General features: G+C 44.1%; 24 protein-coding genes. 15 read left to right on the top strand and 9 right to left on the bottom strand.

What is annotated here, in order from left to right:
• Nucleotides 1–14 precede the first annotated feature (14 nt).
• The 8 genes from IEW88_RS11085 (at nt 15) to IEW88_RS11050 (ending at nt 8,453) form a co-directional block, all read left to right on the top strand.
• Nucleotides 15–701: a YjbF family lipoprotein gene (locus IEW88_RS11085; protein WP_147904413.1), complete on the top strand. Its 687-nt coding sequence runs from the start codon at nt 15–17 to the stop codon at nt 699–701.
• Nucleotides 698–1,453, top strand: a complete 756-nt coding sequence (locus tag IEW88_RS11080) for a capsule biosynthesis GfcC D2 domain-containing protein (RefSeq protein WP_147904414.1) — start codon at nt 698–700, stop codon at nt 1,451–1,453. Before IEW88_RS11085 ends, IEW88_RS11080 begins: the two co-directional genes overlap by 4 nt.
• A complete protein-coding gene (locus IEW88_RS11075) occupies nt 1,450–3,540 on the top strand; it encodes a YjbH domain-containing protein (RefSeq protein WP_147904415.1) in 2,091 nt (696 codons plus the stop codon). Before IEW88_RS11080 ends, IEW88_RS11075 begins: the two co-directional genes overlap by 4 nt.
• 108 nt (nt 3,541–3,648) lie before the next feature.
• On the top strand, nt 3,649–4,212 hold the full coding sequence (rfbC, locus tag IEW88_RS11070; RefSeq protein WP_147904416.1) for a dTDP-4-dehydrorhamnose 3,5-epimerase: 564 nt from the start codon (nt 3,649–3,651) through the stop codon (nt 4,210–4,212).
• On the top strand, nt 4,212–5,096 hold the full coding sequence (gene rfbD, locus IEW88_RS11065) for a dTDP-4-dehydrorhamnose reductase (protein ID WP_147904417.1): 885 nt from the start codon (nt 4,212–4,214) through the stop codon (nt 5,094–5,096). The genes rfbC and rfbD overlap by 1 nt, the downstream gene beginning before the upstream one ends.
• Nucleotides 5,097–5,107: 11 nt before the next feature.
• On the top strand, nt 5,108–6,127 hold the full coding sequence (gene galE / locus IEW88_RS11060) for a UDP-glucose 4-epimerase GalE (protein ID WP_147904418.1): 1,020 nt from the start codon (nt 5,108–5,110) through the stop codon (nt 6,125–6,127).
• A 164-nt stretch (nt 6,128–6,291) separates the two neighbouring features.
• Nucleotides 6,292–7,647, top strand: a complete 1,356-nt coding sequence (locus IEW88_RS11055; RefSeq protein ID WP_147904419.1) for a sulfatase-like hydrolase/transferase — start codon at nt 6,292–6,294, stop codon at nt 7,645–7,647.
• On the top strand, nt 7,647–8,453 hold the full coding sequence (locus tag IEW88_RS11050; protein ID WP_147904420.1) for a PI-PLC domain-containing protein: 807 nt from the start codon (nt 7,647–7,649) through the stop codon (nt 8,451–8,453). The genes IEW88_RS11055 and IEW88_RS11050 overlap by 1 nt, the downstream gene beginning before the upstream one ends.
• A 63-nt stretch (nt 8,454–8,516) precedes the next feature.
• Here IEW88_RS11050 and rfbA read toward each other — a convergent pair whose 3' ends face one another.
• The 5 genes from rfbA to IEW88_RS11025 all read right to left on the bottom strand — a co-directional run bounded on the left by rfbA (nt 8,517) and on the right by IEW88_RS11025 (nt 13,864).
• On the bottom strand, nt 8,517–9,389 hold the full coding sequence (rfbA, locus tag IEW88_RS11045) for a glucose-1-phosphate thymidylyltransferase RfbA (RefSeq protein WP_147904490.1): 873 nt from the start codon (nt 9,387–9,389) through the stop codon (nt 8,517–8,519).
• Nucleotides 9,389–10,453 (bottom strand): dTDP-glucose 4,6-dehydratase, encoded by a 1,065-nt coding sequence (rfbB, locus tag IEW88_RS11040; RefSeq protein ID WP_147904421.1) that lies wholly within the window; start codon nt 10,451–10,453, stop codon nt 9,389–9,391. The genes rfbA and rfbB overlap by 1 nt, the downstream gene beginning before the upstream one ends.
• A gap of 72 nt (nt 10,454–10,525) precedes the next feature.
• Nucleotides 10,526–12,142 (bottom strand): response regulator, encoded by a 1,617-nt coding sequence (locus tag IEW88_RS11035; RefSeq protein ID WP_260394371.1) that lies wholly within the window; start codon nt 12,140–12,142, stop codon nt 10,526–10,528.
• Between the two features lie 95 nt (nt 12,143–12,237).
• Nucleotides 12,238–13,269 carry an MJ1255/VC2487 family glycosyltransferase gene (locus IEW88_RS11030; RefSeq protein ID WP_147904423.1) on the bottom strand — a complete coding sequence of 344 codons (1,032 nt, stop codon included), beginning with the start codon at nt 13,267–13,269 and terminating at the stop codon, nt 12,238–12,240.
• 4 nt (nt 13,270–13,273) lie between these two features.
• Nucleotides 13,274–13,864 (bottom strand): thymidine kinase, encoded by a 591-nt coding sequence (locus IEW88_RS11025; RefSeq protein ID WP_147904424.1) that lies wholly within the window; start codon nt 13,862–13,864, stop codon nt 13,274–13,276.
• Nucleotides 13,865–14,062: 198 nt separating this feature from the next.
• Between IEW88_RS11025 and IEW88_RS11020 the strand changes: the two genes are divergently transcribed.
• The 6 genes from IEW88_RS11020 (at nt 14,063) to IEW88_RS10995 (ending at nt 17,738) form a co-directional block, all read left to right on the top strand.
• Complete coding sequence (locus IEW88_RS11020; protein WP_147904425.1) at nt 14,063–14,482, top strand: MAPEG family protein; 420 nt, start codon at nt 14,063–14,065, stop codon at nt 14,480–14,482.
• Nucleotides 14,482–14,916: a YqaA family protein gene (locus IEW88_RS11015; RefSeq protein WP_147904426.1), complete on the top strand. Its 435-nt coding sequence runs from the start codon at nt 14,482–14,484 to the stop codon at nt 14,914–14,916. The genes IEW88_RS11020 and IEW88_RS11015 overlap by 1 nt, the downstream gene beginning before the upstream one ends.
• Nucleotides 14,917–14,935: 19 nt before the next feature.
• Nucleotides 14,936–15,829, top strand: coding sequence for a peptidylprolyl isomerase (locus tag IEW88_RS11010; protein ID WP_147904427.1), 894 nt, complete (start codon nt 14,936–14,938; stop codon nt 15,827–15,829).
• 146 nt (nt 15,830–15,975) lie between these two features.
• Nucleotides 15,976–16,368 (top strand): DUF2750 domain-containing protein, encoded by a 393-nt coding sequence (locus tag IEW88_RS11005; protein WP_147904428.1) that lies wholly within the window; start codon nt 15,976–15,978, stop codon nt 16,366–16,368.
• Between the two features lie 119 nt (nt 16,369–16,487).
• A complete protein-coding gene (locus IEW88_RS11000) occupies nt 16,488–16,712 on the top strand; it encodes a bacterioferritin-associated ferredoxin (protein ID WP_053424611.1) in 225 nt (74 codons plus the stop codon).
• A gap of 135 nt (nt 16,713–16,847) precedes the next feature.
• A complete protein-coding gene (locus IEW88_RS10995; protein ID WP_147904429.1) occupies nt 16,848–17,738 on the top strand; it encodes an aspartoacylase in 891 nt (296 codons plus the stop codon).
• Between the two features lie 53 nt (nt 17,739–17,791).
• Here the strand turns inward: IEW88_RS10995 and gloA are convergent, their stop codons facing one another.
• From gloA to IEW88_RS10975, 4 genes are all read right to left on the bottom strand, one after another.
• Entirely contained in the window at nt 17,792–18,193 is a 402-nt protein-coding gene (gene gloA / locus IEW88_RS10990) for a lactoylglutathione lyase (RefSeq protein WP_147904430.1), read from the bottom strand.
• 114 nt (nt 18,194–18,307) lie between these two features.
• On the bottom strand, nt 18,308–19,288 hold the full coding sequence (locus IEW88_RS10985) for an L-threonylcarbamoyladenylate synthase (protein WP_229670444.1): 981 nt from the start codon (nt 19,286–19,288) through the stop codon (nt 18,308–18,310).
• A 30-nt stretch (nt 19,289–19,318) separates the two neighbouring features.
• Complete coding sequence (locus IEW88_RS10980; RefSeq protein ID WP_147904431.1) at nt 19,319–20,149, bottom strand: DUF6671 family protein; 831 nt, start codon at nt 20,147–20,149, stop codon at nt 19,319–19,321.
• Complete coding sequence (locus IEW88_RS10975) at nt 20,150–21,658, bottom strand: NADP-dependent isocitrate dehydrogenase (protein WP_147904432.1); 1,509 nt, start codon at nt 21,656–21,658, stop codon at nt 20,150–20,152.
• 134 nt (nt 21,659–21,792) lie between these two features.
• Here IEW88_RS10975 and IEW88_RS10970 point away from each other — a divergent pair, with 134 nt between their 5' ends.
• Entirely contained in the window at nt 21,793–22,782 is a 990-nt protein-coding gene (locus IEW88_RS10970) for a LysR family transcriptional regulator (protein ID WP_147904433.1), read from the top strand.
• Nucleotides 22,783–22,857: the final 75 nt, after the last annotated feature.

Here is a 22,857-nt window from a genome sequence, read left to right as displayed (position 1 = left end):
GAATTGGATGCACAATGTTAAGAACAGCTGTATTTTTTTCGCTGACAGCTATGCTGGTGTTGTCAGGTTGCTCCAGCACGGTACGCACTTACACCGACACATTGAAATTAGCCTTTTCTCAGGGTGAAGATGCCTTTTTGACTAGGGCTGAACTAGCAGAACGTAAAGCTGACGCGCTTTATGCCAAAGTAGGTAACAAACCGATAGCTGTGTTAGGTTTAGCTTTTTTAGAGCATAACCAACAAAAATGGATTTCAGCGGATGAAGCCATGTTGGTCATAGAAAAAGGCCGTGTTGTAAAAACGACGGGTTTTAGTAATAACCTGATGTTTCAATCCAACAGAGCACAAGACCCACTAAAGCAAGCTATGGTAAAAATTAACCAGGGGCAGCAATGGACTAGTCACTCGGATTGGTCTGAGAATAATGAAACTGGTTATCAAAGTAACTATGAAATTATACAAGTTGAAGTAACAAGCCTTGAGTTGTTGGAGCATAGCTTTCAAACAAAATTAGTCACAGAACAAGTTACGTTTGCCGATGGTACAACAGCTATCAATCTGTTTTGGTATGACTTGAGCAGTGGTTATTTGCTAAAGACTAAACAGACTATTGCACCGTTTTGGCCTGAGCTGGAGCTTACTTTCATCAGTTCGGCAGGTCGTCTTCTAGGTATCAGGAATGCAGGGAATAGAAAATGATCTATCGCTTTTTGCTGTTATTTATTGTTGTTTCCTGTAGCTTAACGCTTCAGGCGAATCCAGTGGTGAGAGTGCAATTTAACGATGTGTTTTTAGACTATGCACAGCAGCCAAGATTAAGTGATTTAGTTGCTGGCGTGAATACTAGTGCTAATTTGTACTGGCCGTCTGCCAGTTTTTATAGTTTATCTTCGACAGAAATACATAGTTTAGAGCAGAAAAAAGCTAAACTTTTACAACGCTTAACTGAATTACATAACTATTATGCCCAGCATGGTGATGAGGGTCTGGCGGCAACTACTAAAAAAATAGTGCTTGAGCTTACGCCACTTCAATTAGCTAAAAAGATAGTGCTTCCGCTTGATCCTGATACGGTGAGAATTAAAACTTCATTAAACCCATTAATTGATGCGGGACAGTATTTGTTGGTCGTTGCAGAGAAGCCTGCTACTGTTGCATTGTTCGGCGCAGTTGAAAATAGCAGTACTTTATTGCTAAACGCCAGCGAGGCCGCAGATTATTTGAGTGATTTAAAATTACTAGAGGGTGCAAGTGCTTCTTTCCTTTATGTAGTACCCGCTAATGCAGATCCTTTTATCGCTAAAGTAGGCCTATGGAACAGAGAGTTTAAAGCTATTCCTGCTGGGGCTACTTTATTTGTTCCACTGGAACTTAGACATTTACCGTCCGAATTTGAAGATATCAATCAGCAAATTTTAGACTTATTGGTTCATAAGGTTGTAGCACCATGAAAAAGTCTTATCTAGCCACTTTAGTGTCACTGTACTGCGCTTCGGTCGCTGCAGAACAGGGTTTTGAGCCTTCAACTAAAAGCTATAGCCAAATGAATCATGGTGGCGTAGGTTTAATTCAAATGCCTACAGCCCGACATAACGAACCAGGTAAATTTAGCTTAAATTATCAGGACAGTCAGGAATACCGCTTGTGGTCAGCCTCTGTGCAGCTGTTTCCCTGGATGGAAGCTACTGTGCGTTATACAGACGTCCGTACCCGGCTTTATAGTGATGACCCTGATTTCAGTGGCGATCAAACTTATAAAGATAAAGGCATAGATGCTAAATTCAGGCTCTGGCAGGAAAGCGAGTTTTTACCTGATGTATCGGTAGGTTTTCGTGACTTTGGTGGCACAGGTTTATTTGAAAGCGAATATATAGCAGCCAGTAAACGTATTGGTCCCTTTGATTTTCATATTGGCTTAGGCTGGGGTTATTTAGGTAGCAAAGGTAATATCACCAACCCGTTCTGTGATTTAAAAGATAGCTTTTGCGTACGGCCTGGTGAGTTCAGTGGTTCCGGTGGCAAGGTTGATTACCAGAAGTTTTTTAAAGGTACAGCTTCTCTATATGGTGGCATTGAATACCAGACTCCGTGGGACCCATTGCTACTAAAACTGGAATACGACGGTAATAATTACGTTAACGATTTTGCTGGTACATTAGTTCAGGATTCAGCTTACAACATTGCTGCTGTCTATACCTATTCAGATGCACTTGATTTTAATCTGAACTATATGCGTGGTAATACCTTTGGTTTTGGGGTGAACTATAAAGTGGACTTTAATTCGGTAAAACAACTGAAGTTAGACCCAACGCCGAAAGTAGTGCCTGCTGTGCAAGTTGCAAATACTGACAATTTAGATAGAACACAGATGAACAGGGACCTGTATTTAAATGCTGGTTTTATGGTGATCAACTATGCGTTAAAAGATAACGAAATAGTGGTGACAGGCCGTCAGATATCTTATCGGGATGAACATGTCGCGTTAGAACGTATTGGTAGGGTATTAGCCAGTCATTTACCGGCAGAAGTAAAAAAGTATCGAATAGTCGAAGTGGAAGCTGGTTTACCACAGGTAGAAACTGTAATTGACGCTGAAAAGTTTGTGAAAGCAGTGCGTAAAGAAAGTTTAACTGCAGTGGTAACTGACAGTTATAGCAGAAAAGAGCCAGAAGTAAGCAACGAGCCTTGGGCTGTTGAACTCAGTGAAAGTGGTTTTGGTTATGGAGCTGAAATTTTTTGGAGCCAGACTTTTGGTAATCCTGAACGTTTTTATATGTATCAGGGGGGGGTGTTACTAGGTGCCGGTTATCAGTTTAATAACAACTTTAGTGTACAAACTACCGCGAAAGTAAACCTGTTAACTAACTACGACGATTTTAATTTTAAAGTTGATGCTTTTAATAATAATGTGCCACGTGTACGTACCTATATTCGTGAGTATGTAAGCCGTAGTGATGTAACTATGGAGAATTTATACGGGCATTGGAAAGATGAGCTTGCCGATAATTGGTATGCTCAAGCTTATGGTGGTTATTTAGAAACTATGTATGCTGGTGTTGGTGGCGAGGTTTTATATAAGCCGCTAGATTCATCGCTGGCCATTGGTGTGGATCTGAACTATGTACGCCAACGCGACTACGACAGTGAAGTGGCACTGTTTGACTATAAAACTATGACGGGTCATGTTAGCTTTTACTGGGAACCTTTTTTCTTAAAAGACACATTGATCACGACCAGTTTGGGCCAGTACTTAGCTAAAGATAAAGGTGTAACAGTAGATTTTGCCAAACGGTTTGACAGTGGAATTGTGGTAGGGGCTTATGCTGCTATTACTGATATGTCGTCAGAAGAATATGGTGAAGGCAGTTTTACCAAAGGTTTTTATGTGTCTATTCCGTTTGACTTGTTCTCGTTAAAATCAGCCACAGGCCGTGGTCGTATTCCTTGGATACCAATATCAAGAGATGGTGGTCAAATGCTGAATAGACCAATGAACCTCAATGATTTAACGGAAGTGCGCTCACCGTTTTTACGGTAACTTATTAAAATAATAAAAGCCTCTTTTGATAGGGGCTTTTTACTTTAGAGTTACAGACTTATTAGTTCAGGAGTATTGGTTCTTGATAGTTTCGGCAGATCACTGATTATGCACATTACTTCTCTATCTTTACCTGGATTGCTGTTACTGGATCCACAGTTATTTCGGGACGAGAGAGGGTACTTTTTCGAGGTAAGTCGTTCATCTGAATTAACACAAATTTTTAGAGGAATAGACTTTGTTCAAGAGTCTCAATCTGGTTCTTATCAAAACGTATTAAGGGGGTTGCACTACCAACTGAACAAGCCACAGGCCAAATTATTGAGGGTGTTAACTGGTCGCATTTTTGATGTAGTGGTGGATTTAAGACAACAATCAGCAAGTTTTGGCCGGTGGTTTGGTATTGAGCTTTGTAGTGACAAAAAGCAGCAACTTTTTATTCCGGCAGGTTTTGCTCATGGCTTTTTAACCTTAAGTACTTATGCTGAGGTGCTGTACAAAACCGATCAGTATTACGACCCGGCTTCTGAGCGCTCTATTCGATGGGACGATCCGCAATTGGCAATACAATGGCCTCTGAAGGAGGCTCCGATTCTTTCTGCTAAAGATGCTAAGGCTACGACTTTTGCTCATGCTGACATCTTTTTAAATATGGGGTCAGATCACATTTAATGGCGAAGGTATTATTGCTCGGGCAATCAGGGCAACTGGCGTCTGAACTCAGATTAACTGCACCAACGTCTATTGAACTAAAGGTGTTGAGTTATGCTGATTTTTGTTGTCTGACTGACACTGCACTTAAACAGTTGTTTATTTGCTTCTCTCCGGATTGGGTGATTAATGCTGTGGCTTATAATCTGGTGGATCAAGCCGAGCTTTATCCTGAACGCGCTATAGCGGGTAACTTTTATCTGGTACAAAAGCTGCAGAAGCTTTGCGTTTTGACGAAGAGTAAATTACTGCATATCTCTACAGATTATGTATTTGATGGTTTGGCGAACATACCTTACATGGAGCATGATCAGTCACAACCTATCAATCAATACGGAAAAAGTAAGAGAGAGGCAGAACTTTGGTTGTTACAAGAGTATGCTGATTCCAGCGTGGTTATCCGTACCAGTTGGTTGTATTCAGCTTACGGCTCTAATTTCGTTAAGACTATGTTGAAGCTGATGCAGACGAAAGAAATGTTGCAGATGGTTCAGGATCAGCAAGGTTCACCTTGCTGGGCCTATGGTTTATCTTGTGTGATTTGGCACCTGATCAGCACTAAAGTTGTCACGTCAGGGATCTATCATTGGGCCGATTCAGGTTATTGCTCCAGATATGAATTTGCTCTGGCAATTCAAGCCTTAGGATTAACGCTGGATCTGCTTAGTCATAAGGCGCAAATCGTAGCTGTCGACTCGGGTCATTTTGCTCAAGCGGCAATGCGTCCAAGGTTTAGCGCTTTGGACAGTACTTTATTGCGAAATACATTATCTTTGCCGGTATTATCCTGGCAAGAGCAACTAGAACGAGCTTTACGTTCGTTTTCAGCCGTTCAGGTTAATTAGAAGGGACTACAATGAGTTATGTTTTATTAACCGGCGGCGCAGGTTATATCGGCAGCCATACGTCATTGGCTTTGCTGCGTGCAGGTGAGCAGGTAGTAAGTTTCGATAATTACAGCAACTCCAGCCCAGAGTCGTTAAAGCGGGTGGAGCAGCTGACTGGCAAGTCTGTGATTCAGATTAAAGGTGATGTATTAGATGCTGATGCTCTAGCAGCAGTGTTTGAGCAGTATCCTGTGAAAGCCGTCGTACATTTTGCTGGCCTAAAAGCGGTAGGGGAATCGACCCAAAAGCCTTTGTTGTACTACGAAACTAATGTCGGTGGCACTATTAAACTTTGTCAGGTGATGGCGAAGTTTGGTGTAAAAAATCTGGTATTTAGCTCGTCTGCCACAGTGTATGGCGACGCGCAAAATAGTCCATTGCCAGAGACTACACCTACGGTGGCAATGAACCCTTATGGTCAGTCTAAGCTGATGACGGAGTGGGTATTAAAGGACTTGTATCAGTCAGATAACAGCTGGAATATTGCTGTATTGCGTTATTTTAATCCTGTTGGTGCAGATGTCAGTGGTCGTATTGGCGAAGACCCAAACGGCATTCCTAACAATTTGATGCCGTTTATCACGCAAGTCGCTGTGGGTAAACGTGCGCAGCTGCAGATTTTTGGTAATGATTATCCAACAGCAGACGGCACAGGGGTGAGAGATTATATTCATGTAACAGACTTGGCAGCTGGTCATGTGGCTGCTTTGCAGCATCTTTCTAACGGACCAGGCTTTGATTGTTTTAACTTAGGCAGCGGTGAAGCTTTATCTGTATTGGATATAGTGAAGTGCTTTGCAGATGTGAATCAGGTTGCCGTGCCTTATCAGTTTGTTGCACGCCGTCCTGGTGATGTGGCTCGCTATTTTGCCGACCCATCCAAAGCAAAGGCGGTATTGAACTGGCACACAGAAAAGACTCTGGAAGATATAGTGAGAGACAGCTGGAATTGGCAAAAAAGTAACCCCAACGGTTATACATTGAGTTAATCTATGTCTTAAATTTAGTATCTCGGCCAAACTGCAATTTACTTGTTCACCTAGATGTTGAATTCTATATAACATGAAAAATGTTAAATATACTCTATGTTAGGGATATGATTTATTTTTTATTAAACGATATGTATCTGGTTTTATAAATTTTAAGGTTTTTTGTGAAAGTCATATTAGAGTTTTTCGTTATTTACATACCTATTGCACTAATTTTTTTAAGTGTTGCGATGGTGCGTCTTTTTGGCGTTCAAGATATTGGAAATGTAATAGCTACATTTCATCTAGGTGGAGTGTTTTCGTTTAGTCATCTGTTTCTTCCTACATTTATAAAGCTGGTTGTAATTTGCCCTGCCATTATAACTTTTTTTATCATGTTAAATAGGCGAATTAATGTAACCATTCTTAAGGTTGTTGCGTATTTTGTTTTCATTTTGTTCATTGTTTTTGTGTCTGTGAAAATATTTATAGGAAATTTCGAAACTGGCCTATCGGGCCGATGGTCTAATTTTTTTGAGGAAAATTACTCGAAACCGAGCAACGGCGATGTCATATTAGGCAGTAACAATAAGAATATTATTTGGATTTACACTGAAAGTACTGAAAAGGAATATAAAAACGTCGAAATACTTAAGCGTTTAGAATCAGCTACTCTTTTTATGGAAGATTTTTTTATTGAACCTTTGGTAAATGGCTATACCATGGGCTCAGTTGTATCAACTCGATGTGCTGCCCCGTTATTTACTGGCGCAATATCTCAAAATTTCAATATACTTACGCCCTTCAAAAATGCGTTATGTTTTGATGATTTCCTTAAAAACAATGGTTATCATTCGGAGTTTATTGTTGGGCATGATGCTACCTTTAGTAGTGTGGGTAACTTTTTTTCTCATCATGGTGATGCCGTAATTTACGATTACAGCGTTATAAAAAATATTAATGGGAAATTAAGTAAAAAGCAGCAAAATGATGAAGATGTATTAGATTTTTCCTTAGCTAGGATACTAGAGCTACATAAAAATCCACAAAAAAAATTTAGTGTTACGATTATGACTTACGATAACCACGCACCTAGAGGGTTTCCGTCAGAACGTTGTATTGAACAATATGGCATCCAGATAACAGACGTTATTCGATGCAATAGTGATTCGCTTGCTGATTTCATAACGAAAATTAAAGAATATGGGGTGCTGGAAAACACAGTGTTAATGATCATGGGCGACCATCTTTTTATGGGGGGATTTCCATCTTTGTCTGTTAAAAGGCATGTGTTTAGCAAGATATATACTCCATCGGGTGCCAAGTTGAAATCTAAAAATTTAACTCCTTTTGATCTGCCGCTCACTGTTTTCGATTCTATGGGCTTTGAGATAAATGTAAACACTTTTGGTTTAGGTAGTTCAGGTTACAGGAGTCATGTTGCTGAAAGATCTCAAACGTGGGTACGAGATATTTCTCTCGGATTTAACGGACCTCCCCCTCCTTATTATATTGATTTACATGTAGGGGAGAGTTATTGATGAAAAAGATATTTTTTTCTATTTTAATTTTATTTGCTATATTTTCTATTAGTAGGTTTTATATTTTTAGCCTGATAAAAATATCTCCTTACCCTCAAGAAGATGCCTATAGATTCATAGCGCATGCCGGAGGGGGAATTGAATGCAACACTTACACTAACTCCCGCGAAGCTGTTGAACTATCAATATCGAGAGGAATAAGGGCTATTGAATTAGACTTGATTACATCAGAAGACGGAGTATTAGTCGCTGCTCACGACTGGCTGTTCTTTAAAGAAATAATTGCTTATCCTGAGCAGGGAAGTAATTCACTGTCTGTTGCAGAAATTAATGATCATAAAATTCATGAAAAATACAGTGTTCTTTTTGGCGCAGATATAAGTAATATTCTCGCTACTAATCCTGACGTTTTATTATTTACAGATAAGACCAATGATTTTTCTCTTATTAATGATCTTGGTTACAACTCACGAGTTTATGTCGAGATATTCAGTGTTGCTGACTATGCTAGAGCTGCTATTTATGGAATAAAAAATCCTATACTAAACGTAGATATTGGCTACACGGGAGTACTGTATCAAATGTTTAAGGTGTTTTTTTTGAAACCATATTTTGTGGCATTGAGTGCTGAATCAGCGATAAACAATCCAAGATATATGAATTGGCTTCATAGCAGAGATATTAAAATTTTTATCTACACTTCAAACGATCCGAAATTCATAGCTGAAATGATTCAAAAATATGACGCCGTTGTCTATGTTGATTTTATAGAAACAATTACTAAAGATCTTAAGTGCAATTTTTGAATATATATCTGCAAAGTAGTCATTTTCGTTAAGTTGTTTGTTTATCTCCGTTAAAGATTGCAGCTAAGTTGCTGTATCCAAAAGATATTTCCCATAGGCGTTTTGTTGAAATAGCTGAGCTCTGGCGATAACTTGTTCTTTGCTGAGCCAACCTTTTCTGTAGGCTATTTCTTCAAGACAGGCTATTTTTAAACCCTGACGTTTTTCTATAGTTTCTACAAAGTGGCCCGCATCTAATAACGAGTCATAGGTTCCTGTATCCAGCCACGCAAAACCGCGACCAAGTAAACTCACGTTTAACTTATTATTGCTTATGTAACTTCTGATCACATCAGTGATTTCGAATTCGCCGCGGTTGGAGCGGGAAAGAGTCTTCGCTACTGCAACAGCCGTACTGTCAAAAAAATACAGGCCAGTGACTACATAGTTTGATTTTGGCTGTTTAGGTTTTTCTTCGATACTCAGCACTTTCATTTCTGCGTCTAGTTCCACTACGCCAAAACGTTGTGGGTTTGTAACGTGGTACGCAAAAACTGTGCAGCCCTGTTCAACTCGTGTTGCCTGATTCAGGAGTTCAACAAAATGTTGACCATAAAAAATATTATCACCCAACACTAAGCAGCAAGGAGAGCCTGCAAGAAATGGCTCGGCCAGAATAAGCGCCTGAGCTATACCTTCGGGTTTTTGCTGAATTACATAAGTAAATTCGACACCGAAATCTTCACCTGTACCGAGCAGATTTTTAAAGTCGGATAGACTTTCAGCTGTTGTCACTATCAGTATTTCACGTATCCCAGCCAGCATAAGTACGGATATGGGGTAAAAAATCATTGGTTTATCGTAGATAGGCAGCAGCTGTTTTGACATGGATAATGTCAGTGGGTATAACCTGGTACCAGAACCGCCAGCCAGTACTATGCCTTTATATGTTGTCATCATTTATTCTCAGCAAGACCTTTGCGTTCAATCTGATAATTGCCAGACAGTATATTTTGCCACCATTGCTGGTTACTCAGGTACCAGTTCAGAGTTTGCTGAAGTCCGGTTTCAAAGTTATATGATGGCTGCCAATGCAAATGCTGTGAGATTTTTGTAGTATCCACTGCATATCTTCTGTCATGACCAGGCCTGTCGGCAACAAAACTGATTTGTTGGTTATAGCTATTCCCTGTTGATAAAGGCCGCAGCTTATCCAACAGAGAGCATATAGTTTTTACTACGCTCAGGTTAGTTTTTTCTGCACTGCCGCCAATCAGGTAAGTTTCACCAATTTGTCCGTGTTTTAGCACTGTCCATAACGCACTGACATGATCCTCAACATGCAGCCAGTCACGGCTCTGTTGACCATCACCATAAATGGGTAATTCTTTGCCCTTGATTGCTGATAAAAGCATGTGTGGTATTAGTTTTTCTGGGAACTGATAGGGACCGTAGTTGTTAGAACAGTTACTGATTAACACTGGTAAACCGTAAGTGCGATGCCAACTACGCACTAAATGATCGGCTGCAGCTTTTGATACAGCATAAGGAGAACTTGGAGCATAAGGAGTGTTTTCATTGAACTTGGTTGTAGTGCCATCCAGATCGCCAAAAACTTCGTCTGTAGACACATGTAAAAAACGGAAGGCTTTTTGTGTCTGCTTGCTTAAGTTCTTCCAATAGCGCAGGCTAGTCTCAAGCAACTGAAAGGTGCCCTGTATATTGGTTTGAATAAAAGCGCTTGCGTTATCAATTGAACGGTCGACGTGAGATTCTGCAGCAAGGTGCATCACAGCTTCAGGTTGGAACAGATCAAATACATCATTCAGACGCTTGCTATCTGTGATGTCCACATGAAAAAAGTGATAGTTGGCTGAGTGCTGAATATCCAGCAAGGACTGCAAATTGCCTGCATAGGTAAGTTTGTCCAGATTGGCCACTTGAGTACCGGGCTGACTCAGTAAAAATCGGACTAAATTGGAGCCAATAAAACCTGCGCCACCAGTGACCAAAATTCTCATTTGTTACCTACAAAAAATAAAAATGGGGTCAGATCACATGGTTAACTGTTAACTATGTGATCTGACGTCATTTTACAACATCTGCTGAATTTGTTCTTTGATAAAACTGTATCTTTTGCGTTGATCTTTGGGTAGTTCGGCGTCGTCTATCACGTTCATGCATTTGTGGGCGAGGTAGATTAAATCTTCGTTTAAACGGCCGCGCTGGCTGATGGCTTGTAGTAAGTTCATCGCGATGCTGGCGTTGGCTGGCATGCTTTTTTGTGCTTCAATAAAGTAGTTGATGGCCTCTGAGTATTGGCCCAGGCTGTAGGCTTCCATACCTGCGTTGTGGCTTGCCATCATAGTTGATCTTTTATGGCTGTACTTATCCTGTTCGGATAAAAACATCATATTTAGTGCTTTGTTGTACAAATCTGCACTTTGCGACAGGGTATTTAAACTACCCATATAGTGGTCGCTCATCGCAAGATTTCCGCTTTCAAAATAAGCTCTGGCTCTGTCCAGCAATGCCGAAGGCGACAAGGTTTTACCTAAACTGAGCTCTTCACTTTCTTGAAGTAGAGCCTTTGCTTTATCTGTTTTGCCGTCCAGTATCGCAACCCTTGCTTCAATGACTAGTTTGTCATGCTCGTAACTGCTTGGGTTAAAACGTTTTTTTACATCTTTTAAAAAGTAATCCACTTTGCCAAGTACGGTGCGTTTGTCCCGCACAGACAAGCCTTGCGCATTTTGGATCATAGCGCGGGCGTAGTTCAGCATATTGTCGGCTGTGTCATAAATGGAGTACTTTGCCGCTTCAAGTAGTTTGCTGTGTACCCGTACTGCTAAATCAGGCTGGTTGTTGATCACGGCTAAATTAGCTAATACGTGCTGGCGCAGATAGTTTTTCGGAGATGCTTCAGCCACAACACGCACCGTATTAAAAGCGTCTTCAGCACGGTTTTGGCTTAAATAAAGTCGGGTTAACCAATCCAGTGCTTCAATTTTAGTTTCGGGCTGGTCGACTAACTCAATTAACATGCCTTCCGCTTCGGTATCCTGTTCCTGATAGCCTTTGGCTACCGCTATACCTAACTTAGCCCAAGGCAACTCCCGAAAAGCCAACACCTCGCTATACAGCGCTTCAGCCTCTTTATAGCGGCCTACTTTGACTAACAACTCGCCTTTGAGGCGCTGAATATAAGTATGGTGAACGGGGTATTGCTCTAAGGCGATATCGCAGGCCTGAATTGCATCCGGATAGTTTTCTTCAGCAATCATTTGATAAGCGTATTTTAATGCGCGTTTTACCTGAAAAGCCCGATCAATACGGCGTTCCAGTTCGGCGTAACTAAAAGGTTTGAGCAGATAATCGTCCGGTAGGAATTCAATCATGCCATACACAGACTGGCGATGACGTTCGCCGCTAATCACAATAAAACAACAGCTGTGTTTCAGGCAGTGTTCTGCTTTTAGCGCTTCAAATAGCTGATAACCGTCACGGCCTACACCTAAGTTATAGTCGCATAAAATAAAGTCGAAGTCGGTTCTGCGACAGGCTGACATTGCAGTTTCAGCGTTACGGGCTACTACAACCTGGTCAAAACCAATCAGCGCCAACATGCTTTTCATGTACGCTATCACTTGTTCGTAATCTTCGATGACCAGAACTTTTTTAGACCGGTAAAATGCTCGCTTGGATACCACTGAACTCAACTCTCACGCTAACAGCCGCTAGCCTACCACAACACTCAGCGACACCGGGAATAAGAATATGTAACTTTATTTTGCGATGAGAGCCTTTAAGTCTGGGCTGACCTGTCGTGCCATAAATTCATCTGGCTTAATTCAGTAGGGCAGGCACCGGCGCGGATCCATTTAGCTAATGCCTGCGCCACATTGGCATACTGCACTTTACTGCTGTGTGATGGTGAGGTTAACCAGGTTTTGATCACATCTGTATTCAAAATCTTAGTACTTTGGCCCAGCTGCAGTTGGTTCAGTGCCAGTGCGTTGGATTGCTGCTCCATTTGGCCTTGTAATGCTTTGACTAAGATGCGTTTTTGCAGTTGCAATGCTTCGCTGACCAGCTCAAAACCTGCGTTGCTGATCACCGCGTAAGATTGCCTCAAGTCATGTTTAAACTGTTCTACGCAAGGGCCTGAGCATTGAATATGCCCACTTTGGCTTTTACTCAACCCCGGGCCATACAGATAAAACTGGTACTGAGTTAAAGGGTGTAACCACTGCAGCACTTTGTTTTGATCTTCAAACGGCAGATAGACCAGCACTTTGTCCGGCTCTGCGGTATTTTCCGCAGGCTCTAAATCAACAATAGGTGGCAAAATAGGCTGATTAAAATGATGCCAGTGTAAGCCAATTTGTTGTTGGCCTGGTGCAAAAAATTTAAAGATGCTACGACTCAGTGGCGTGGAATCAGCTTGTGGAATTTGATGTAAAAACGCGTACTGATGGCCAAAGGCAACAGAGCGCTTTTTCTGAAGCCGCGCCGCCCAGGCGGTGACAGGTTCGAAGTCGGTTAGGACTAGATCATAAGGCGAACAATCCAGTTGCCGTATATCACGCCACAGTTCAAGAGGTTTGGCGCGCAAAGCTGTTTTTAAATAATTAATTTGGCCTTGTTCTGTCACAAAAGTCAGGCCTGCTTTCAGCTGATAGTCGCCAAATTGCTGCATATCAAATAATTGATCAGCCGGACGACCGGAAAATAAGAAATCGACTGCTATGCCTTCGGCCTGAAGGTATTTTCCCACAGCGCGGGCTCTGCTGATATGTCCATTGCCTGTTGCCTGCACACCATACAAAACCCGCATTGAATTACTCCTGTTCATCCCTCCAGACCAGCGCTTTAAAGTGGGCGCGGCACATAGAGACATAATGATTATTGCCACCGATTTGCACCTGACTGCCTGTGGTAGCGGCGTTGCCCTGTTCATCCAGTCGCACTACGAAGTTGGCTTTGCGGCCGCAGTGACAAACCGTCTTTAATTCCACTAACTTGTCTGCCCATGCCAGCAAGGCCTGACTGCCGGCAAAGGTTTCGCCTAAAAAGTCTGTTCTAAGGCCAAAAGCCAACACAGGTATATTTAAATCGTCGACGACATACGTCAGTTGCTTGACCTGAGCTTTAGATAAAAACTGCGCTTCATCTATCAGCACGCAGTCCAGAGTGCCTTTTTGTTTCAGCTTTTTACAGGCTTGGATAAAGTCAAAGTCAGCGTCGAAAATCTGCGCATCCATGGACAATCCAATGCGAGAACTGATTTTGCCAACACCGAATCTGTCATCAATAGCGGCGGTAAACAGCGCCACCGTCATACCTCTTTCCTGATAGTTGTAAGCACTTTGCAGTAAAGAAGTCGATTTACCAGCGTTCATCGCTGAATAATAAAAATACAATTGCGCCATCTGCGTGGTCTCGTAAATTAAAGTCCGGCGCAGTATAACCAAAAGCATTAGTCTGGCGTAGCCTAACGTCGGAAGATGACAGTAAGAAGACAATTGACGTACACTGCCTACCGATATAAAAATGGGGTCAGATCACATTGTTAACGGTTAACAATGTGATCTGACCCCATTTTAAGCGTTTGAATTTAAGGGGATAAAATGGATAAGTTGCTATTTGGGACTGTGCTGGTGCAGGTGCTGCTCACGTTGTTTATGATGGTATTGATGGGCAAACGTCGTTTTAAAGCGGCGAAAAACCGTGAGCTGCCGTTTAAAGCGTTCAAACTGATGGATTTAACTGGCGCCAACGAGCAAGTGATCACAGCCAGCCGCAATTTTGATAATCAGTTCCAGTTACCCATGTTGTATTTATTTGCTGTAGTTTTTGCATTGCAGTTTGCTTTGGCTGATTTGACTTTAGTGGTTTTGGGCGGATTATTTGTCCTTAGCCGGTTGGTTCATGCTTTTATTCATGTCGGAGCTAACCATGTGCGTCTGCGTTTTGCCGTGTATGTGTTTGGCGCTCTGATGCTATTGCTGTTCTGGCTGCGGTTAAGCATGGCCTATTTACTCGCCTGATGACCGAGTTGCTCTGGCCTTACCTAAGCCTGGCTTTCAGTGCTTTTATATCAGCCACTTTATTACCTTTTGGCTCTGAGCTGGTACTGGCTGGGTTATTAACTCAAGGTTATCCGGCCTTGCTGTTGTGGGGCATAGCAACAGTGTTTAATACGCTTGGTTCTGTGCTGAACTGGTATCTGGGCCGGCAATTGCTTTTATTTCAACACAAAAGCTGGTTTATGTTCAAGCCAACACAAATAGAACAAGCCAGCTCTCAGTTTCAACGTTGGGGCTTGCCGTCGTTATTGTTGGCCTGGTTGCCTGTGATTGGTGATCCTCTGACACTGGTAGCTGGTGTGCTCAGGGTTCGTCTGCTCTGGTTTGTGCTGCTGGTAGGTTTTGGCAAAGGCGTGCGTTATGCTGTAGTGATAGGCCTGATGCCTGCGGTTTGAATTGTTTTTTGGAGTTCTGATGAGAGTTATATCTTTTTGTGCTTTGGTTGTGGCGCTGGGGCTTGGCAGTGCGGCCGCGCAGCAAACCCCAACAACAGCCACTACAGCAGCGCCTGCTGCGGCTGTAAATTCTGCGTGGCAGTTGTTGCCGCAAGATAATTTGCTGTATCTGGAGACCGATCAAGGCCGTATTGTAATTTTGTTGGCGCCTGCGTTTGCACCTGAACATGTGAAACGGGTGAAAGAACTGGTGAAAGCCGGATTTTATGACGGAGTGACTTTTTATCGGGTGATTGAAGGTTTTGTTGCTCAGTTTGGTGTGCCGGAACATGAGTGGGGCAGCCGCGCCAAATTAACGCCGATGAAAGCAGAGTTCAGCTGGCCAGTTCGCAGTGGCGATCCTTATCTTTTAGTACAGCGGCCCGATTTATTAGCAGAAGAAACAGGCTTTAATCAGGGGTTTGCTGTGGCTCGTGAGCAAAATCAGGAATGGTTGGTGCATTGCCCTGGTGTAGTCAATATGGCTCGAGCCAATGAACCTGACACTGCTGTGGCAGACATTGCCATTATGATGGGGCAGGCGCCACGTCATCTGGATAAAAATATGTCGGCCTTTGGGAAGGTGATTTGGGGCCAGTATGCCTTGAATCGTATTCGCCGTGGCGACACTGCAGATGGTGGGGTTATAGGTTCTGCGACCGCTCGTTCTGTGATTAAACAAGCCCGTTTAGGCTCTGATTTAGCGCCAGATCGCCAGCTACAACTGGAATGGCTAAGCACCACCAGTTCAGAATTTTCACAGTCACTGGCCGAGCGACGCTCTCGTACCCATGTGTTTTATCAGCATAAAGGCAACGGCAATATGGATGTGTGTTATCCACAAGTACCGGTGCGTGAGGTAAAACCAGTATAAAGCTTTTTATACTCAAGTGACTCGATGTTGCAGTCAACAAAGTTGCTGCTTTAAGGGCGACGAGTATAAACAAAGAATTTACTGGTCGATAACGACCTTTTCAGTCATTATGTGCGCCTTTTCTGTGGCGCTCCAAGGGGATTGCAATGAACTACGAATTAACACCTGACGATTTAAACAAACTCAGTTTATTGGACGCTGAACAGCGTTACGACTACTTCATTCAGGCAGTAGCCGATCTGGAAAAGATCTGGATCCTGGTTGATGAAGAAGGTTTTGTATTGGTTGATGCGGACGAAGAGCGTTGCATTCCGGTATGGCCACATGCTGAATTAGCTGAACTGTGGATCAATGGTGACTGGGCTCAGTGTCAGGCTCAGGCAGTTGATATTGCCACCTGGTTAGACAAATGGACCAACGGCTTAGATGGTGACGAGTTAGCTATCGCAGTATTCCCACACGCGCAGGAACCTGGTGTGGTGATTGGCCCTGAAGAGTTCGCTGAAACTCTGATTGAAGCGACACAAGACAACGAATAACAGTTATTTCCAATAAAATAGAGGGTAGAAGTTCTGCCCTTTATTTTTTACCCGCAAAGCTATTGATAACAATTCTTGATTAGATTATGATGCACGCAGTTCAATTCGCAGGTGCATTTATGTACGTTTGTCTTTGTAAAGCCGTTACAGATAAAGCCATTCGCCAACAGGTCGAAGCAGGTGCTTGTTCTATGCGTGAGCTGAAGCAGAATTTGGGTGTAGGTACTCAATGTGGCAAATGTGTCTGTCAGGCCAGCGATATTCTGGATGCGGCTTTATCGAAACATGCTTCACAGCAACGTATTCCGGTATTGATGATTAATAATTCGCGTCCTGCAGCTTAATTCATTTCTAAAACCTCTTAATTTCTAAGCACTATTTTTCATTTTTATGCATAAAATCAGCATTTAAAGTTAAATGAGCTGCATTTTTTGGCATGACTGGGCATAATATCGCTATCTTCTCCTGAGGTAAGCTTTATGACTAAAATTGCTAAGGTTGCGATAGTGGGCGGCACCCACGGCAACGAATTCTCCGGTATTTATGCCATTCGTCAGTACCAGGCCAACCCGGCTTTGATCCAGCGCCCAAGCTTTGAAACCAGCACTGTGTTTGCCAATCCTGAAGCCTTTAAAGCCAACAAGCGTTATATCCATAGCGACTTAAACCGTCAGTTTAAAACTGTTGATTTGGCAAACCCTGATTTGACCAACTACGAGCAAAGCCGCGCCAAAGTGATCAATGAGATTCTGGGGCCAAAAGGCAATGCCAAAACCGATCTGGTGATTGATTTACACAATACCACCAGCAATATGGGCGCTTGTCTGATCATGACGCAAGCCGGGCCTTTTTATAATCAGCTGGCCGCTTATGTGAAGATGAAAATGCCCGAAGCTATTATTTCCCGTGATGAAGACCATTTAGCGGCTGAAGATCACGCGCTGATGTGTACGCTGGGCCGTTATGGGGTGATCGTCGAAGTAGGACCGCAATCTCAGTCTGTGCTGCGTCAGGACGTGCTGGAGCAAATGCAACAAATGACGGCCCATATTCTGGACTTTGTGGAGCTGTACAACACCCAGAGCCTGCCAGAGCTGCCAAAACGCACTGAAGCTTATCTGTATTTGCACAGTATTAAGTTGCCGATGAATGAAAAAGGCGAACGTTTGGGCATGGTGCACAAAAATGTGCAGGATAAGGATTATCATCCTATCCACCCTGGTGATCCGATCTTCACTTTATTTGATGGCACTGAAGTGCCTTACGACGGTGATACGGTGGTGTATCCGACTTTTATCAATGAAGCGGCTTATTATGATAACAATCTGGCGATGTCGCTGAACGACAAAATCTGGATTGAGCTGGAATAAGCCAGCGAGCCATTGACAAAGGAGCCAATCGGCTCCTTTTTGCTATCCGCTGATCACAGCTGAACGTAGCTGGCTTTTTTCTGGATAAGTTCAATGGCGTAGTTGTCCGGGTCGCGCACAAAGGCGATTTCGGTCGTGCCGCCTTTGACCGGGCCAGGTTCGCGGCTGATCACGCCACCTTTAGCGCGTATCAACTCACAAGCTGCATAAATGTCGTCTACTTCCAGTGCTATATGACCATAAGCCGTGCCTAACTCGTAACTGTCCACACCCCAGTTGTAGGTCAATTCCAACACCGCACCTTCGCTTTCATCACTAAAACCAACAAAGGCCAAAGTGTACTTGTACTCAGGATTTTCTGAAGTACGTAACAGTTTCATGCCCAATACTTCAGTGTAAAAGGCCAGAGAGCGTTCTAAGTTCGTCACGCGAAGCATGGTATGTAAAATGCGCATAAAATTTCCTTCATCGACTTTTTCACCGATTTTAGCATGCCGATATGCAGGGGAGCACAGTCGCATTGCAAAAACAGGACGGGCTGTGCCTCTGTATCGACAGTCTGTTATCTCTTAGTCTTCCTGATAAGCCGCACGCTGTAGTCGGTTTTGCACTGCAGCCCATTCATAGCCCGCTGGGGGCAGTTCCAGCAGGATAAGTTCAGCTCCACTCTGATCGGCCTGATAAAGCTGCTTATACAAGACACGGCCATAATCCTGCGCATTCGTTGGCATAGTGGTGTGCCAGTACGGTTGTGCATTGAAGGACAAATTACTGAACGACAGCACCGCAAGTTTTAACTTTGTACCAGTCAGTAATTCATCGAGCTGTGTGGCTGAGACACAACGTAAACTGGTTTTGGGCTGGTAATGAGCGGCCACATTGCCTGAAACTTTTACCTGATGCTGCAAAGGGCTCTGCACCTTCTGCCCCAGCACTTTTTCTAACTGATCTGAACTGATGGGGCCTGCGCGCAGCACCTGAATCGTGCCATCAACCAAACTGACAATAGTAGATTCAAGGCCAAACTCACAATCCCCACCGTCCAGCACGGCATCTAATTTACCTGCCATAGTTTCCATCACCTGCTGTGCGCTGGTGGGGCTTAATTGTTTGTATGGATTGGCCGATGGCGCTGCCACTGCGAGCTGATGGCTGGCTAACAGCTTGAGTAACACCGGATGAGCGGGCACCCGTAAACCTATGGTATCCAAACCTCCGGTCACAACACTATCCACATGGTCGGCTTTTTTCAGTAACAAAGTCAGAGGGCCCGGCCAAAAGGCGTCGGCCAAAGCAAAAGCCTCTGCCGGGATATCTTGTGCCCAGTCGTGCAGAGCGCTTGAGGCATGCAGATGCACTATCAGCGGATGATCAGAAGGTCGGCCTTTAGCGGCAAAGATGTTATTCACTGCGCTTTTATTGCAGGCATCCGCCGCCAGGCCATAGACTGTTTCTGTTGGCACAGCAACCAGCTTGCCTTGCTTCAGGAGCTCAGCCGCAGTCTCCAAATCCTCAGGCAGTTCTGAGTGTAACATGAGGGTATTCAACACAATTTAACTCCGGTACTTCGTGGTCATTGATTAAGGATTACAAAGCGGGCAATAGGCTGGATCAGCAAAAGCTTCAGATGGAAACTCCTGCTCGGTATGACCACAGCAATCACATTTTTTCAGAAAGTATTTCACGCGCTGCGTTGGATAGGTGCAGACGGAGCAGGGCAGGCCCAATTGCAGCTCTTTGCGCCAAAAGTCGGGTGCTTGGCACTTCGGGCAAAGGGCCTGCAAGCGTTCAGCCAGCTGTGCTGCCGCTTGCTGAATATACTGCTGCCGGGATGGACAAAAGTGCGCGCGTAAATCGGGAGATAGACGAAGGCTTTGAGTAAGCTGCGTTTCTGATTTCAGTAACTTAGTTTGCTGCAAAGCCTGAACGACTGCGCTAAAGCCTGTCAGGCCTTTGATCACCCCTGTGCTGTGACTGATGATCCAGCCTTGAGCTGCATCATGCTGAAGCAGATGCTGATGGAGCAAATTAAGCTGATCGGTTTCGAGATCAGACAAGGGCACAGGGCCACTGGCTGAGGCAATGATGTAGTGACCCCTGCTGCTGTCATACCAGCACAAGAGTTCATGGTCCCAGTTGATTAAACCTGGTGCCGGGCCGCCACCAAAGCTGCCCTCACTGCCTATGCCAAAACTCAAACCGCTGATTTGACAGGCCAGTTTAGCTTTGGTTTTTACGCAATCCAGCGGGCTGAGTGTGCGTGGGACTTCACCGGAAAAGGTGCCCAAAGTATCTGTATCAAAGCTGTCTGTCAGCTCCACTATAACACCAGCCTGTGCTAAGGCTGGTGTTATCAGCGGCAACTTATGATGTTTGGTCAGCAATGACGCCCGTTGCTCTTTCTGCGTCATCTATTGCCCTTGTCCTAAAGTAAAACCCGGCTCACCATTAAAGCTGCACAGGTTCTCAGTTTTTATCACATCCAACTTATCGCCCGAGATTTGGCTAAGCAGGCGGATAATGTCGCTGTAAGCGAGTTGTGTCAGACCAGGCCTGAGCATAAAACGGCAGCGCCAGTGATCGGTGCAGAAGGTTTCAGGAAAGCCATCAGGCCAGACTTTGACTCCTCTGTTGGTGATCATTTGTAGCTCCAGTTCTGTCGTTTCCAGCTGCTTCAGATGCTGCGCCAGTTCGTCGGCACTGTGCTGGTGCTGATGTAAAAAAACATCAACGCCGACCAGAATTTTCTCTGCAGCGGCCTGCGGTTGGTAAGCGACAGTCACAGCTTTTTGCTGTTGAGTTGAATTCTGATAACTCACGGCGCTAAATCTCTGAGGTTCGGTTCCCAGCCGTGCTATCACAGCTTCGGCAAATTGGTCGGTTGTAACCAGCACCTTGGTGTACTCACTTTTTAAGTCTTTGGTATGAATGCCATCTTCAATAGTTTTTAACCAGGCGTTATGTATTTTTTGCGCTATATCCGCCTGACCTATGTGCACCAGCATCATCACTGCCGCCAGTAATAAGCCACTGGGGTTGGCGATATTCTGACCTGCAATATCAGGAGCACAGCCATGAATCGCCTCAAACATCGCCACATGCTCACCTATATTGGCACTGCCCGCTAAGCCAATACTGCCGGACAGTTCAGCGGCGATATCACTGATGATGTCACCATATAAGTTGCTGGTGACTATGACATCAAAAAGCTCTGGCCGTGTCGCCAGGCGGGCGCTGCCTATATCTATGATATAGCGGTCTTGTAGTATATCGGGATATTCTGCGCCAATCTCCTGAAACACCTTATAAAACAAACCATCGGTCATTTTCATGATGTTGTCTTTCACCATACAGGTGACTTTTTTGCGGCCATGATTACGGGCATATTCAAAGGCGTAGCGGATTATTTTCTCACAGCCAGGCCTTGTGATCAGTTTAAGACATTGATACACCTCATCGGTTTGCCGGTGCTCAATACCGGCATACAAGTCCTCTTCGTTTTCCCTGATGATCACCAGATCCATATCCGGATGTAAGGTATGCACATAAGGTGAGTAGCTGATGCAGGGTCTGACATTGGCATAAAGCCCCAGTGTTTTACGTATGGTAACGTTCAGACTTTTATAACCAGAGCCCGAGGGAGTTGTGATAGGACCTTTGAGAAACACTTTGGTCCGGCGCAGGCTTTGCCAGGCATCTTGTCTGATACCTGAGCTATGACCCGCCAGATAGACCTGTTCGCCAATATCAATAGATTCAGTCACGATCCGCGCTTTAGCAGCGCTTAAAACTTTTAACGTAGCCCGGGTGATTTCCGGACCTATGCCATCTCCCATCGCTACAGTGATAGCGACATCTGCACTGTGCTGCTGACTACTGTGGTTTTTATTGATTTCGTGATAAAGGCATTCGTTACTCATGATTTGACACTCCATTTTGCGATTGAGCGCACTTTATGTGAATGGATGTATAAATAAAAATACTTTGTTCTAATTGAATCTATAGCTTTAAAGCTATAAATTGGGGTTGTGTTTGATCTGATTGAGTTTCTTTGATGCCAGCCTTAACTCTTGCCCGATTTCAGCGTATTACTCCACAGCAACTGCGGGCTTTTGAAGCCACAGCACGTTTGTTATCTGTGACCAAAGCAGCACAGGAACTCTATGTCAGTCAACCTACGGTATCTGTGCAGTTGCGGGAGTTAGCTATCACCACTGGGCAGCGATTATTCGAAACTACAGGCAGACAAATTCGCTTAACTCAGGCCGGTGAAGAGTTGTACAAAGCGGTTCGTGAAGTAGCTGCGTGTTGGCAGCGCTTTGAATCCAGAATTGCAGAAATTAACGGTTTGATCAGTGGGCGTCTGCGCATTGCGGCGGTGACGACAGCAGAGTACTTTGTGCCTGACTTATTAGGACCATTTTCTGCTGCGCATCAGGGTGTAGAAATTGAGCTGGCTATTGAAAACAGAGACAGAGTGGTAGGGCGCCTTACTCAAGGCATGGACGATCTGGCGGTGATGATGATGCCTCCAGATGACTTACCTTTGGATCGGATGCAGTTCCAGATTAATCCGCTAGTCATTATCGCCTCTTCAAAACATGCTTTAGTCAACAAAACTGTTGATCTCAGTGATTTAAGCAACGAGCGCTGGTTGATGCGCGAGCCGGGTAGTGGCACCCGCATGGCAGCGGAGCAGCATTTCACAAAGCACAACTTCAAACCTAATGTGGTGATGAGTTTAGGCAGTAATGAAGCCATAAAACATTCGGTGGCGGCTGGTTTAGGTATCGCTGTCTTGTCGCAGTTGGCCGTACAACCTGCTTTATGGCCTGGCCGCTATGCAGCGGCTGCCACTAGCCAAAACTCTGTGCCATTAGACTCAAGCGCCTTGCTGCAAGCCGGGCTCGGCATAATGCAAGTGAAAGATTTCCCTATTCTGCGGCATTGGTCCGTAGTATGGCGCAAAGACAACCCGCTATCGGCAACAGCCCGGCATTTCCTTGATTATCTTCAGACTTCGCAAGCACAACCATCATCCTAGTCATGCTGCATCATGAAGGATGGGGGCGCGTTGAAAGGTCAGGAGTGAAACTATCAGGGTCAACGACTCTGTTCC

The organism is Rheinheimera tangshanensis (assembly GCF_014645135.1).
Classification (GTDB): Bacteria; Pseudomonadota; Gammaproteobacteria; order Enterobacterales; family Alteromonadaceae; genus Pararheinheimera; species Pararheinheimera tangshanensis.
The sequence above is the reverse complement of the archived record's forward strand: the minus strand, read 5'-3'. Positions and strand labels throughout refer to the sequence as shown.